Annotated in this window: 12 protein-coding genes; 2 read left to right on the plus strand and 10 right to left on the minus strand. The window is 67.7% G+C overall.

Annotated features, from left to right (window positions below; translation table 11 throughout):
* Nucleotides 1-14: 14 nt before the first annotated feature.
* The 7 genes from ade to PVW48_RS03775 all read right to left on the minus strand — a co-directional run bounded on the left by ade (nt 15) and on the right by PVW48_RS03775 (nt 8,927).
* Entirely contained in the window at nt 15-1,709 is a 1,695-nt protein-coding gene (ade, locus tag PVW48_RS03745) for an adenine deaminase (RefSeq protein WP_274580359.1), read from the minus strand.
* A gap of 52 nt (nt 1,710-1,761) precedes the next feature.
* A complete protein-coding gene (locus PVW48_RS03750) occupies nt 1,762-2,643 on the minus strand; it encodes a bile acid:sodium symporter family protein (protein WP_012177672.1) in 882 nt (293 codons plus the stop codon).
* Nucleotides 2,644-2,646: 3 nt separating this feature from the next.
* The gene (locus PVW48_RS03755; protein ID WP_274580360.1) at nt 2,647-4,368 is read right to left on the minus strand and encodes an AMP-binding protein; all 1,722 of its coding nucleotides are present in this window, start codon (nt 4,366-4,368) and stop codon (nt 2,647-2,649) included.
* A gap of 91 nt (nt 4,369-4,459) precedes the next feature.
* Nucleotides 4,460-5,410 (minus strand): hydroxyacid dehydrogenase, encoded by a 951-nt coding sequence (locus PVW48_RS03760; RefSeq protein ID WP_274580361.1) that lies wholly within the window; start codon nt 5,408-5,410, stop codon nt 4,460-4,462.
* Between the two features lie 132 nt (nt 5,411-5,542).
* Nucleotides 5,543-6,685 (minus strand): trans-sulfuration enzyme family protein, encoded by a 1,143-nt coding sequence (locus PVW48_RS03765; RefSeq protein WP_274580362.1) that lies wholly within the window; start codon nt 6,683-6,685, stop codon nt 5,543-5,545.
* Nucleotides 6,686-6,699: 14 nt separating this feature from the next.
* Nucleotides 6,700-7,713 (minus strand): phosphotransferase family protein, encoded by a 1,014-nt coding sequence (locus tag PVW48_RS03770; protein WP_274580363.1) that lies wholly within the window; start codon nt 7,711-7,713, stop codon nt 6,700-6,702.
* Complete coding sequence (locus PVW48_RS03775) at nt 7,710-8,927, minus strand: acyl-CoA dehydrogenase family protein (protein WP_274580365.1); 1,218 nt, start codon at nt 8,925-8,927, stop codon at nt 7,710-7,712. The genes PVW48_RS03770 and PVW48_RS03775 overlap by 4 nt, the downstream gene beginning before the upstream one ends.
* Before the next feature lie 96 nt (nt 8,928-9,023).
* On the opposite strand from PVW48_RS03775, the gene PVW48_RS03780 reads away from it, so the two are divergent.
* Nucleotides 9,024-9,980 (plus strand): YihY/virulence factor BrkB family protein, encoded by a 957-nt coding sequence (locus tag PVW48_RS03780; RefSeq protein ID WP_274580366.1) that lies wholly within the window; start codon nt 9,024-9,026, stop codon nt 9,978-9,980.
* On the opposite strand, the gene PVW48_RS03785 is transcribed toward PVW48_RS03780, so the two are convergent.
* The gene (locus tag PVW48_RS03785; protein WP_274580367.1) at nt 9,977-11,200 is read right to left on the minus strand and encodes a TCR/Tet family MFS transporter; all 1,224 of its coding nucleotides are present in this window, start codon (nt 11,198-11,200) and stop codon (nt 9,977-9,979) included. The two genes, PVW48_RS03780 and PVW48_RS03785, sit on opposite strands and share 4 nt — an antisense overlap.
* A 406-nt stretch (nt 11,201-11,606) precedes the next feature.
* On the opposite strand from PVW48_RS03785, the gene PVW48_RS03790 reads away from it, so the two are divergent.
* Complete coding sequence (locus tag PVW48_RS03790) at nt 11,607-12,638, plus strand: hypothetical protein (protein WP_274580368.1); 1,032 nt, start codon at nt 11,607-11,609, stop codon at nt 12,636-12,638.
* A 33-nt stretch (nt 12,639-12,671) separates the two neighbouring features.
* Here PVW48_RS03790 and pcaD read toward each other — a convergent pair whose 3' ends face one another.
* Both pcaD and PVW48_RS03800 read right to left on the minus strand, forming a co-directional pair.
* Complete coding sequence (gene pcaD, locus PVW48_RS03795; RefSeq protein ID WP_274580369.1) at nt 12,672-13,502, minus strand: 3-oxoadipate enol-lactonase; 831 nt, start codon at nt 13,500-13,502, stop codon at nt 12,672-12,674.
* Nucleotides 13,503-13,513: 11 nt separating this feature from the next.
* A complete protein-coding gene (locus PVW48_RS03800) occupies nt 13,514-14,302 on the minus strand; it encodes an enoyl-ACP reductase FabI (protein ID WP_012177681.1) in 789 nt (262 codons plus the stop codon).
* Nucleotides 14,303-14,325: the final 23 nt, after the last annotated feature.

Here is a 14,325-nt window from a genome sequence, read left to right on the forward strand (position 1 = left end):
GCGCGCGGTCCCCGTCACCCGATGATCTCGAACCTGTTCACATCGACCAGCCCGCGGTCGGTGATCTTGAGCGCGGGAATGACCGGCAGGGCGAGGAAGGCCAGCTGCAGGAACGGCTCCTCCAGCGTGACGCCAAGCGCCCGGGCCGCCGCCCGCAGCGCCTCCAGCCGGTCGCGCACGTCCTCGAACGGCTCCAGGCTCATCAGCCCGGCCACGGGCAGGGCCAGCTCCGCGCGCACCGCGCCGCCCTCGGCGACCACGAAGCCGCCCTCGATCTCTGACAATCGGTTCGCCGCCAGGGCCAGGTCGGCGTAATCCACGCCGACACAGGCAATGTTGTGGTGGTCGTGACAGACCGTCGAGGCAATCGCGCCGCGTTCCAGCCCGAAGCCCTGCACGAACCCCGTGGCGATGTTGCCGTTGATCCCGTGCCGCTCGATCACCGCGATCCGCACCAGGTCGCGGGCGACATCCGGGCGCTTGTCGCCGTCGACGATGGGGATATCCGCGTGCAGATGCTCGGTCAGGATCTTGCCTTCGAGGATGCCGATCACGTCCGTGTCTTCGCGGTTCCCGGCGCAGCGGAATGCCTCCGGCCCGACGCGCGGCGCCTGAACCGAATTCCGGCCCACGGGCGGGATCGTGTCGCGCGCCGCGAAAGCCGACTCGTTCACCCGAACCCCGCCGCAGAACACCGCCTCGGCGCGGCACTCCTCCAGCGACCGCAGCGCCACGATATCCGCGCGCAGCCCCGGCGCGATCAGCCCGCGATCCTTCAGCCCGAAGGCTTCGGCCGCCGAGAGCGACGCCGCCCGGTACACCGCCAGCGGCGGCGCGCCCCGGGCGATCAGCGTGCGGATCATGTAATCCAGATGCCCGTGCTCCGCGATATCCAGCGGGTTCCGGTCGTCCGTGCAAAGGCACATATAGGGGGCCGTCCGCTCGGTCAGCAGCGGCGCGAGCGCCTCCAGATCCTTGCTGACGGAGCCTTCGCGGATCAGCACGCGCATCCCCTTTTGCAGCTTCTCGCGCGCCTCGGCGGCGCTCGTCGCCTCATGCTCGGTGCGGATGCCCGCGGCGACATAGGCGTTCAGGTCCCGGCCCGACAGCAGCGGGCAATGCCCGTCGATATGCCCGCCTGCAAAGGCGCGCAGCTTCGCCATCGCGCCGGGGTCGCGGTGGATCACGCCGGGATAGTTCATGAACTCCGCCAGCCCGATGCCCGACGGGTGGCCGCGCAAGCCCTCCAAAGCGGTGGCGTCGATCCGCGCGCCCGCGGTCTCCATCTCCGTCGACGGCACGCAGGACGACAGCTGCACCTTGATATCCATCACCGTGCGCGTGCTCGCCTCCTGGAAATACCGGATGCCGTCGGGGCCGATCACGTTGGCGATCTCATGTGGGTCGCAGATCGCCGTGGTCACCCCGCGGGGGGCCACGCAGCGGTCGAACTCGAACGGCGTGACCAGCGAGCTCTCGATATGCAGATGGGTGTCGATGAACCCGGGCACGAGGATCGTCCCCAACAGGTCCACCACCTCCGCCCCGTCGTAATCCTCCCCGGTCCCGACGATGATCCCGTCGCAAATCGCCACGTCCCCGTCGATCATATCGCCGGTGACCAGGTCCAGCACCCGCGCCCCGCGCAACACCAGGTCCGCGTGCGCATCCCCGCGCCCCTGGGCAATCCGTGTCTCCAAATCCGCCATCTGCGCCTCCTTGCCTGGGCTCAGCAGACACCGGTGCGGGGCAGGGTGCAAGTCACAGCAGGCTGTCGGGCAGCTTCTGCTCGGCGGCGGTGTTGGCGCGCCGGAACACCAGCGTCACCAGCGTCGCCACGATCACGATGAACAGCGAATAGAGCACGGGCACCGCCATGATCGACTGCGCCTCCGCCCCGTCGAAGGTGAACACGATGATCGCGATGGCAAGCGGCCCGTTCTGGATGCCCGTCTCGAGCCCCACGGTGCGCGCATTGCGCGGATGCAGCCGGAGCGCGCGCGCAAAGCCGTAGCCGATGGCGATCCCGAACACCCCCAGCCCGATCGCCGCGATATAGGTGGCGGAGGTCGTCTCCATCAGGAACTGCCAGTTGCGCGGGATCCAGCTGACCACCAGGAACACGATGAAGAACAGCGCCAGCGCCGAGCCCATGAACTCGGTCACTGCCCCCACATTGGCGTTCAGCTTGCGCAGCACCATGCCGATCGCCACCGGCACCAGCAGCAGCACGAGCGTGGCGATGATGTTCTCCCGCGGGATGTCGAGGTTCAGCGCCGAGGCATAAAGCACCAGCACGATGGGGATCATGATCACCCCCATCACCGTGGAGGTCACCGTCATCAGCACCGACAGCGCCAGGTTCCCCTTGGAAAAATACGTGAAGATGTTCGACGTGGTCCCGCCCGGCATGCAGGCCATGATCAGGATGCCCACGGCAATCGCCTCCGGGACGGTCAGGAACGTGGCCAGCAAAAAGCCGATGAACGGCATGAACCCGTATTGCGAGATTACCCCGATGGCGAGCCCGTAGGGCCGCCGCAGGGCAAGGTAGAAATCGCGCGGGGTCAGGGACGCACCCATCCCCAGCATGATCACGAAGATCATCAGCGCCAGGATCGTCTGTTCGAGGGCTCCGACCATGGCTCAGGCCCCTCCCGTGCGGGCAAGTTCCTCGGCGCGCAGGTCCTTTCGCAGGATCTTGCCCACGTTGGACTTCGGCAGCTCGTCGCGGAATTCGACCCGTTTCGGCACCTTGTAGGCTGTCAGGTGCTCCTTGCAATGGGCGCGGATATCCGCCTCGCTCAGCCCGCTATCACCCTTGACCACGAACGCCTTGACCGCTTCGCCAGTGGCCCCGTCCGGCACCCCGATCACCGCCGCCTCGATGATGCCGGGATGGGAGGCAAGGCAATCCTCCACCTCGTTGGGATAGACGTTGAAGCCCGAGACCACGACCATGTCCTTCTTGCGATCGACGATGTGGAAATAGCCATCCGCATCCATCACCCCGATATCGCCCGTGAGGAACCAGCCGTTCTGCAGGACATTTGCGGTCTCCTCGGGCTTGTTCCAGTAGCCCTTCATCACCTGCGGCCCCTTGGCCGCGATCTCCCCGCGATCGCCGATGGCGACCTGCTTGCCGTCGTCATCCAGACATGCCAGCCGGGTCGCGGGCAGGGGAATGCCGATGGATCCGCTCCGGGTCTTGCCCAAAGGCTCCAGGCTCAGGATCGGCGAGGTTTCGGTCAACCCGTAACCCTGCAGCACATCCGTCCCGGTGATCTCGCGCCAGCGCTCCGCGACCGAGGATTGCAGCGCCATGCCGCCCGCGGCCGCGAATTTCAGGTGCCTCGGCGGGGTGTCGGTGAACCAGATCTCGTTGGTCAGCCCGTTGAACAACGTGTTCACCCCGCTCATCCAGGTGATCCTGTAGTTCTCGAAGGCGCGCTTGAGGTTCGCCAGCGGCCGTGGCGACGGGATCAGGATATTGCGCGCGCCCATCCAGTAGAACCCCAGCATGTTGAGGGAAAACGCGAAGATATGATAAAGCGGCAGCGCCGTCAGAACGACCTCGCGGCCCCGCTCCAGCCCCTCGATCAGCTCCATGGTCTGTTCCATGTTCACGATCAGGTTGGCATGGGTTAGCATCGCGCCCTTGGCCACGCCCGTGGTCCCGCCCGTATACTGCAGAACCGCGACATCGTCCGGGGCGACGGCCTGGTGATAGCCCTCCACCTCGATCCGCTCGTCCGCCTGGTGACGGCGCCCAGCCTCCAGCGCGTCGGGCAGCCGGATATGGGGCACCTCGATCTCCGCGACCGAGCGGTCCCAGTATTTCTGGACCAGCCCGACGATGCCCCGGGGCAGGGCGGGCAGGAATTCCGCGATCCGTGTGACCACGATGTTCGGGATTGGGTGGCCGCGCGTCGCCTCGGGGATCTTGTCGGCGAACATGTCCACGATGACCAGCGCATGGGGTTCGGCATCGAGGAACTGCTTGCCCATCTCCTCGGCGGTATAGAGCGGGTTGACATTGACCAGCACGCAGCCCGCCTTGAACACCCCGAAGGCCGCGACGGGAAAGCTCAGGCAGTTGGGCATCTGCAACGCCACCCGGTCGCCGGGGTTCAGGCCCGCGACCTCGCGCAGGTACACCGCGAAAGCATCCGACATCTCGTCCACCTGAGCAAAGCTCAGGGTGCCGTTCATCCCGTTGGGCAGGCAGGTGGTGAAGGCCGGCGCGGTGCCATAGGTCGCGGCCACCGCCCCGATCATGTCGCCCAGGGTGCGATAGGCGGGCGTGTCTATATCGGGCCGGACGTCCGGGCCATAGAAGGCCGTCCAGGGCCGCGTTGGATCTTCCATCAATTCGCTCCCGCTGGGCTGGAGGTAAGGTAGTCCGCCCCCCGGTCGCGGTCGACCGGGATGCGGTGGGGCTGGGCAGGGGGGCTCCGGGTCAGGAGACGGCCTTCTCGGGGGCCAGCAGGGCCGCCCGCACATTGTCGACGGTCAGCGCGCTGACCCGCCTGTCGGCTTCCACGGTCACACCCGCCACATGGGGTGTCAGGATCAGGTTGGGCACGCCTCGGAACCGCGCGGCGTCCTGCGTGCCCAGGGGCTCCTGCTCGAAAACATCCAGGGCCGCGCCGCCCAGATGCCCCCGGCGCAAGGCGTCGCACACGGCCCGGGTGCTCACGATCCCGCCATGCGCGGTGTTGATCAGGATCGCCCCGGGTTTCATCGCCGTCAGGGCGGTGGCGTCGATCCTGCCGCGGGTCTCCGGCGACAGCGGCAGGTGCAGGCTCAGCACATCCGCCCGCGCCAGCAGCTCCGCATCCGAGACCCGCGTCACCTCGGTCCAGACCGGATGCCCGGGACCCAGATGCGGATCATGGCCGAGGATGGTCATGCTGAGCGGCTTGGCCAGGCGCGCCACCGCCTGGGCCACGGCGCCGCAGCCATAAAGGCCCAGCTTGCGCCCGGCGATCTCGCCGCCCTCGCTGAGCGGGCCGCGGGGCCAGGCGCCCCCTTGCATCTCGGGCGTGGACATGAATGCGCGGCGGGTCAGCATCAGCGCAGCGGTGATCACGTATTCCGCCACCGACCGGGTATTGGCCCCCGTGGCCGGATGCACCGATATGCCCCGCGCGGCGCAGGCCGCCATGTCGATATTGTCCAGCCCCGTCCCCAGCAGCCCGATCACCCGCAGCCGCGATGCCGCGTCTAGGAAGGGCCGGTCCACCTGCGTGCGGTTACGCACGATCACCCCGTCCGCTCGCGCCACGGCGACGAGGCAGGCCGCGCGATCCTCCACCAGTTCCGGCGCATAGATCACGTCGACCTCCGGCCCGAACCGCGACAGGGCGCGCGTGTCGATGGTTTCCGTGATCACCACCTGGTGCGGCATCCTGGATGTCTCCTCCCGAAGGGAGGCGCGGCGCAGCGCCCCGCGGGGTGCCACGCCGTTCCTCCTCCCGCCCCGAGAAAAGCATCTTTGCCGCCAAGGCGCTAGCCCTAACTGCGCGGAGTCGTCGCAGCGTCAACCAAGCGCCCGGTCGAGATCGGCCCAAAGGTCGCCCGCATCCTCGATCCCCACCGACAGCCGGATCAGGGTTTCGGGAATGCCGCTGTCGGGCTCGATGGTGGCGCGGTGCTCCACCAGGCTCTCGACCCCGCCCAGCGATGTGGCCCGCTGGAACAGTTCCAGCCGCCCGACCACCTCCAGCGCGGTCTGCCGGTCGCCACGGACGAGAAAGGACATCAGCCCGCCGAACCCGCCGGTCATCTGCGCCACCGCGATATCGTGGCCCGCATGGCCCGGCAGGCCCGGGTAGAACACATCCGCCACCCGCGCATCGGTGCTGAGCCGTTGCGCCAGCTCCAGCGCGGTGGCGCTCATCCGCGCCATGCGCAGCGGCAGGGTCCGCATCCCCCGCAGCAACAGCCATGCCTCGAACGGGCCCAGCACCGCGCCTGCGTCATGCCGGTCCGTGGCGATCCGCGCCCAGGTCTCGTGGCCGGCATCCGCGGTGACCAGCGCACCGGCCAGCACATCCGAATGCCCGTTCAGCCCCTTGGTGGCCGAATGCATCACCAGGTCCGCGCCCAGGCCCAGGGGCCGCGTCAGCACCGGTGTCGCCGCGGTGCTGTCCACCACCAGCAGCGCGCCCACCTCATGGGCCGCCGCCGCGGCGGCGCGGATATCGACCGTTTTCAGCCAGGGGTTCGACGGCGTCTCGACAAAGACCAGCGCCGTGGGCTCCGCGCAGGCCGACCCCAGCGCGTGGGCGTCGGCCGCGTCCACCTCCACCAGGGTCACACCGCGCCGGGCGCAGAAATCGCGCACCCATTTCGTCGTGCCCCAGTAGATGCCCGATTGCAGCACCACGCGCGCCCCGGCGGGCAGGGTGCGGAACACCGCCGCCGTCGCCGCCATGCCCGACGGGAAGGCCAGCGCCCCCGCGCCCCCCTCCAACGCCGCAAGCAGGGTCTCGACCGCGCGCAGCGCCTCGCTGTCATCGCGGCTGTAGATGTTGGCGGGGTTCAGGAGCGCGTAATCCGGCCCGCGCCGAAACGTGGTGGCCGGCTGGATCGGCGGCACGACGCCGCCCGAAGCGGTGTCCACGGCCCCGCCGCCATGGGCGGCCAGGGTGTCCGGGTGCAGGCGGGAAAGATCGCGCATGGGCGCCTCCTCGGTCAGAAGTCCAGCTTCGATACCGCAAGCCCCCGGCGCGCGAAAGCCTCCGCCAGGGGGGCGAGCCGCGCGGCATCGGCCCCCGCCGCACTCCCCGCCGCGGCCCGGTCGGCGATTCCCACGAAGATCACCGCAAAGCGGAACATCGCAAAGGCCACGTGGAACGGGCGCAAAACCGCGTCCCCCCGCGCCGCGGCGCGGTAGGCGGCGACGAACGCGCCCATCTCCGGCAGCCCCTCGGCCACAAGGTCCAGCCCCAGAACCCCGCCATATTCCTCCGGAGCCGAATGCCACGCCATGCAGGCAAAGCCCAGATCGGCCAGCGGATGGCCCAGGGTCGACAGCTCCCAGTCCAGCACGGCGATCACCCGCGGTTCGGTGGGATGCAGCATCATGTTGCCCATCCGGAAATCCCCATGGGCAATCGCCACCGCCCCGTCATCCTCGGGCATATGCGCGGCGAGCCAGTCGCGCAGGGCGTCCAGTTCGGGGATCTCGGCGGGCGAGGCGTCGTATTGCCCCGACCAGCGCGCCATCTGCCGGGCGAAGTAATCCCCGGGCCGCCCGTAATCCCCCAGGCCCACCGCCCCCGGGTCCACCGCGTGCAGCCGCGCGAGCGTCGCGGCCGTGGACAGCAGTGCCGCCCCGCGATCCGCGCGCGCCAACTCCGGCAGGGCGTAGCTCGGGCAGACCCGCCCCTCCAGCCGCGCCATCACGTAGAACGGCGTGCCCAGAACCGCCGCATCCGGCTCGAAGGCCAGCGCCTCGGGCACCGGCACCGGCGTGTCCCGAAGCGCGCGCAGCACCCGGAATTCCCGGTCCACCGCATGGGCGCCTTTCAACAGCGGCCCGGGCGGTTGCTTGCGCAGCACCAGCCGCCGGTCGCCATGGGTGACGTAGAAGGTCGGGTTCGACTGCCCGCCGCCGATCCGGGCAACCTCCGGCGCGGCATCCGCCACCCCGAACCGTGCGTCGCACCAGCGCCGCAGGGCCTCGCGGTCGATCTCCGGACTCATTCCGCCACGCGGTCCGCCACGAGCCAGCGCCAGAAATCGCGCCCCTCGTCCACCAGCATCCGGTTCAGCACCATCCGGTGCACCTCGTCCGCGCCGTCCACCAGCCGCGCCTGCCTTGCATAGCGGTAAATCCACTCCAGCACCGTGTCCCTGGAATAGCCCCGCGCCCCGTTGATCTGGATCGCCACGTCCGCCGCGCGGTGCAGCAGGTTGGCCACATGGACCTTGGCCATGGACACCTCCTTGCGCGCGAAGCCGCCCTGGTCGATCTCCCACGCGGCCTTCATGGTCAGAAGCCGTCCGACCTCGATATCCATGGCCAGCCCGCCCAGCATCAGCTGGATACTCTCGCGATCGGCCAGCCGCACGCCGAACCCCTCGCGCGTCGCCGCATACTCGGTCGCGATCTCGACGCAGCGCTTGGCCAGCCCCAGCCAGCGCATGCAATGGGTCAGCCGCGCGGGGCCGAGCCGGGTCTGCGTGACCTTCATCCCGCGCCCCTCTTCCATCAGAACGTTCTCGGCCGGTATCTCCAACCCGTCGAAGATCAGCTCGCAATGGCCGCCATGCTCCTCGGGGCCCATGATCGGGATCCGCCGGTCGATCCGCCAGCCGGGCTGGTCCGCGTCGAAAAGAAACGCCGTGTGGCCGCGTTTGGGGTCGTCCGATGTCCGCGCCAGCAGGATGAAATGCTGCGCCTCCGCCGCCCCGGTGATGTACCACTTGTGCCCGTGGACCACGTACCCGTCGCCGCGTTTTTCGGCGCGGGTCCGCATCATGCCCGGATCGGACCCGCCGCCCGGATGGGGCTCGGTCATCGCAAAGGCCGAGCGCACGCGCCCGTCGATGATCGGCTGCAGCCAGCGGTCCTGCTGCGCGGGCGTGCCAAGCTGGGCCAGCACCGCCATGTTGCCATCATCCGGGGCCGCGCAGTTGAAGCATACCGGGCCAAAGATCGAGCGGTTCGCCTCCTCGTAGAACACCGCGCGGGCGACCGTGCTCAGCCCCATGCCGCCCCGCGCGCTCGGCGATTGCGGCGCCCAGAGCCCTGCGGCCTTCGCCTTGGCGCGCACGGTCTCCAGCACCGGCAAGGCGATGTTGTCATGGGCGTCGAAATTGGCGCGATCCGCCTCCAGCGGCAGGATCTCGCCCGCCACGAAATCCGCCACGCGCGCGCGCAGCGCCTCCACCTCGACCGGCAGCTCGAAATCCATGCGGTCCTCCCCTGACGGAACCAATTCCCTGCCGAGACGGTTTACCGTTTGTGCAAGAGTTGCAACCCCTTGACCTGACCCCGGACGTGATCCCCAATGCCCAAGACCGACACAGACCCGGAGAACCCCGTGCCCGAGATGTTCCGACATGACCGCCGCCAGTGGATGAAAGCGCTGCAATCGGTGGGCGGCAAGATGGATGGCTGGAATATCGGTCTGATCTCGGCGGGCGTGGCATTCTACGGATTGCTCGCGATCTTTCCCGCCCTGGCCGCGGTGATCGCGATCTGGGGGCTGGTGGCCGACCCGATGGTGGTCGACCAGCAGATGGCGCTGGTGGGGGAGTTGATGCCCCAAGAGGCCTACCGCCTGATCGACGCCCAGATCGACGCGCTGACCCAAACCACCTCCAGCACCTTGGGCTGGGCGACCCTCCTGTCGATCCTCGCGGCGCTCTGGTCCACGCGGGCGGGGGTGAGCGCGCTGATGCGCGGGCTCAACGCGATCTACGGCACACCCAACCGCAAGAGCTGGCGGCACTACCTCGCGGCGCTGTCGCTTACGGCGGTTCTGGTGCTGGTGGCGCTGGTGGCGCTGACGGCGGTGGTGATCACGCCCATCGTTCTGGCCTTCCTGCCGCTGGGCTCTTGGACTGAACTGGCCCTGCGCGGCACCCGCTGGGTGGTGGCGATCGGGGTGCTTCTGGCGGGTCTGAGCATCGTTTATCGCTACGGGCCGAACCGGACCTGCGTGAAGATGCAGTGGCTCACCCCCGGCTCGATCGCGGTGGTGGTGCTCTGGGCCGCGGCGTCTCTGGGGTTCAGCTATTACCTGTCGAATTTCGGCAATTATAACGAGGTCTACGGCTCCATCGGGGCGGTGATCGCCCTGCTGATGTGGCTTTATATCAGTGCGTTCCTGCTCCTGCTGGGTGCGGGCCTGAATGTGGAGCTGGAGCGTCGCGCGGGCCTCGGCCCCGATGCTGCGGCCCGGGCAGAGCCGCCCGCGGCCCCGCCGACCGCCGGGGTGATCGCCGATAGCGGGTCGGTCTAGGCCGTCACGGGCGTGGCCCGGCGCGGCAGGAAGATCGCCAGGCACAGCGCCATGATGCACATCGACAGGAAAAACGGCGCGCCGGGCATGTCGATGCCGCGCGCGGGGTCGGTCGAGAAGAAGAAGATCTGCGTCATCACCAGCGGCGACAGGATCGCCGCGATCGAGCGGAAGGACGACACCAGCCCCTGCAACTCGCCCTGCTGATCGGCGCCCGCGATCTTGGACATGCAGCCCTGCAGCGCCGGGGTGACCACCGCGCCGAGGGCGATCATCGGCGTCAGGATCAGCGCGAGGGTCGGCGAGGTGACGAGGCCGAGGGCGATGAAGGCGAAGAAGTTGAACACGAAACCGTAGAGGATCGCGTTGGTCTCGCCCAGCCGCGGGATCACCACGCGGATCAGCACGCCCTGGACGAAGGCGATGGCGATCCCGAACAGCCCCAGCGACAGCCCGACCATCCCCGGCTCCCATCCGAACTGGGCGCGGGTGAAATAGGCCCAGATCGCCGGGTAGACGAAGAAGGCGAATTCATAGAGAAAAAACAAGGCCAGATAACGCTTTAGCCCCGGCAGCGCGCCGATGTGGCGAAAGGCGCCGAGGGGGTTGGCGCGGCGCCAGTCGAAGGGGCGGCGGATCTTGTCGGTGACGGTTTCGGGCAGCACGTACCAGCCCAGGATCAGGTTGAAGGTGGCCAGCACCGCGGCGGCATAGAACGGCGCGCGGGTGCCGAACTCCCCCAGAACCCCGCCGATCAGGGGGCCGACCACGAAGCCGATCCCGAAGGACGCGCCCACCAGCCCGAAATTCTTGGATTTGTCCTCGGGGCGCGAGATGTCGGCGATAAAGGCCGTCGCGGTCGATTGCGTGGCCGCGGCGATCCCGCCCACGATGCGCGCCGCCAGCAGCAGCCAGATCGACCCGGCAAACGCCATCACCACGTAGTCCGCGGCCATAACCGCCAAGGAAACCAACAGGATAGGGCGTCTTCCGAAACGATCCGAAAGGCTGCCGATGGTGGGACCGCAGAGGAATTGCATCACCGCGTAAGACGTGGCCAGCACCCCGCCCCAGAGGGCCGCCTGGCCGAGCGTGCCGCCCTCCAGCTCCCCGATCAGGTCGGGCAGAACCGGCAGGATCAGCCCGATGCCCATGGCGTCGATGATCAACGTGATCAGGATGAACACGAAGGGCAGGCGGTTGGATTTCGGGGTCGACATGGGCGCTCCGGGGGCAATGGCAGCGAGGGTAGCGCAGGCGCAATCTGTAAGCAAGAGTTTACAGTTTTGCGCGGAGTGTCATTTAATTCTGACAGATTTGCGGGCCCGACGGGCGTCGGATCGGCGTCGGACCCCTGTCGGACAGGTGTCGGGCAAGTGTCGGGCACCTCCGCGCGGCGGGGTAAGACGCGATTAAACTTTCGGGCGCGGCGACTGTCCTGAACGCGCCCAAGCGAAACGATGCTGCACCTGATCGGAATGCCGGCTTTGGGCCGCGTGTCGCGCGCAGTCGGGAGGGCGTCGACACGCAGATATCTTAGATGCGTTGCCTCCCGTTTGATATGCTCACACCCGAAGATCCAGCTTGGAACGGGTGCGGCGTTTGATGGGCAATACAGGATCATGGTTGATTTGGTTCGTGGCGCCTGCCTTCGCAGTTGTTGCTCCGGCCTACCTTGTCTCCGTCGTGTACGTCGAGTTTTCCGAAAGCGGTGACTACGGTGCAAGCCTGCTGTTCCTGGGGGGCGCTGCCGTCATGGTCGTTTGGCTGGCCGCGGCGTATCTCTGGGATTGGCGCACGTATGTCGCGTATCGCGCGATGCACGCAGCGGCGGAGACGTCCGGCAAGAAATTTGCATTGGTTCTGCGCTCATTCAGCAATCGGGATTTTCATGAACGCGAATTCCGCTTGATCGATCCGGGCACCGGCGTCGTAACTTTTCATTCCGACAGCCTGGCCACGCCCATCCAACAGAGTTGCGAAGACGCGGAGCTACACACTGTGGTTATCGGGGGCGGATTGCGCGCGTCCGGGCGCACGCGCGATCCGCCGGTTTATTTGACTTATGGCGACGACGACTGGCGGGCGGCCTTTCATGTTCTCGCCAGTGGCGCCGCAGCGATCCTGGTGTTTCCCGAGGACAGTCCTTCGGTTCGATATGAACTGGAGGTCCTGGAGGCTGAGGGACTTCTGTCCAAGACTTTCTTCATTGCACCACCCATCCCGAAACAAAGCTGGTTGGAAGTTGGCAATCAGAAAGACCGCGTTTTGGAACGATGGGACGCGCTGCGGTGTGCTTTTGCATCCGGAGGGTTCGAGCTTCCTGAGCAGGCGTCGGACGGGTTCCTATTCCAAATGGTCCTAGAGGGCGATCGATTGGTGGTCGGCTCCACGTCGTCACAGCCTTCCGACCCACGGCAAGGCTGGTCCGCCGCTCTTGCCGATCAGCTGCGATCCTTGGCCAACGCGGGAGAACGTCTGAGCGACGTCTTGCCAAGCGTACCGGCGTCAAGCCGCCTTGTGCCGTTCGACCCGCTGGATGTGCCGGGGGGAAATCAAGCTCTGGTGCAGGCGGCGATGATCGCATGTCTTTCAGGCGGCATGTCTGTTGTCACAAGCGTCGGCATCACAGTGATGTGGTTCCTGGGGTTGACGTAGCGGACAGCCTGGCGGCAACAACAGCTTTGTATATCAGGGTGGGGCTGTGCCCGGTTTGGTCTCAGGCGTCGCGGCCCCCAGATGGCCGGTCTCGCGCAGGAAATCGGTTAGCGCCTCGGCATAGGCCTCGGGCTGTTCCACATGGGGCAGGTGGCCCGCCCGGCGCAGCAGCACGAAGCGCGACCCGGGGATCAGGTTCACCGTTTCGCGCACGAGATCCGGCGGGGTCGAGCCGTCTTCGGACCCGGCGATGCCCAGCGTCGGCAGGCGCAGCCCGCTGGTCGGCGTGTAGAAGTCCGTCCCCGAGATGGCCGCGGAGCAGCCGATATACCCCTCGTCCGGGGTGGCCAGCACCATGTCGCGCCAAAACGGCAGGCGCGGGTCGGTGAGGAAGGCGCGGGAGAACCAGCGTTCGAGAATCGCGTCCGTGAGCGCCGCGACCCCGCCCGCGCGGACCCCGTCGATGCGATCTTGCCAGAGCTTGGGCGAGCCGATCTTGGCGGCGGTGTTCGACAGCACCATGGCGCGCACCAGGTCCAGCCGCTTGACCGCCAGCCCCTGGGCGACCATCCCGCCGATGGACAGGCCCACGAAGAGGCAGTCCCTGATCCCCAGATGATCGAGCAGCCCCTCGGCATCCGAGACCAGCGCACCCATAGTGTAGGGGGCGGGGGGCACGTCGGATTGCCCGTGCCCGCGCATGTCGTAGCGGACAATCCGCAAGCCCGGGGGCAGCAGGGGCAGGATCGGCTCCCACAGGCGCAGGTCGGTGCCGAGCGAGTTGGCGAAGACCACCACCGGCCCGTCGCGCGGGCCTTCGTCGCGGTAATGCAGGCGCACGCCGTCGCGGGTGAACTCAGGCATCGCCGCCCCGCTCAGATGTTCTCGGCTTGCGGCATGCCCAGGACGTGATAGCCGCCGTCGACGCGCACGATTTCCCCGGTGGTGCAGGCGCCCGCATCGGAGATCAGCCAGACCGCGGTGCCGCCCACGGCCTCCAGCGTGGCATTGGCGCGCAGGGGCGCGTTCTGCTCGGTCTGCCGGTAGGTCTTGCGCGCGCCGCCGATGGCCGCGCCCGCCAGCGTCTTCATCGGGCCGGGCGAGATCGCGTTGACGCGGATCCCGTCCGGCCCGAGATCGTTGGCGAGATAGCGCACCGCCGATTCCAGCGCCGCCTTGGCCACGCCCATCACATTGTAGAACGGCGTCACCCGGTTGGAGCCCTGGTAGGTCATGGTCAGGATCGTGCCGCCCGCGGGCATCATCGCATGCGCCCGGCGGGTCACCTCGATCAGCGAGTAGCAGGAGATGTCGAGCGAGGTCTTGAAGTTCTCGCGCGAGGTATTGAGGAACCGGCCGGTCAGTTCGGCCTTGTCGGAATAGGCGATGGCGTGGACGAGAAAATCGAGGCTGCCCCAGCGGTCCTTCAGGGTCTCGAAGGCCAGATCGAGGGAGGCATCGTCGGTCACGTCCACATCCACCAGGATGTCCGAGCCGACGCTTGTCGCCAGCGGGCGGACGCGTTTGCCGAAGCCTTCGCCCTGGTAGGTGAAGGCCAGTTCCGCCCCAGCCTCCGCCGCCGCCCGGGCGATGCCCCAGGCGATGGAGCGTTCGTTGGCGACGCCCATGATCAGGCCTTTTTTGCCCTGCAAGACACCGGTCATCGGAAATGTCCTTCTGTGGAAAA

Source organism: Dinoroseobacter sp. PD6 (assembly GCF_028807315.1).
Taxonomy (GTDB): domain Bacteria; phylum Pseudomonadota; class Alphaproteobacteria; order Rhodobacterales; family Rhodobacteraceae; genus Dinoroseobacter; species Dinoroseobacter shibae.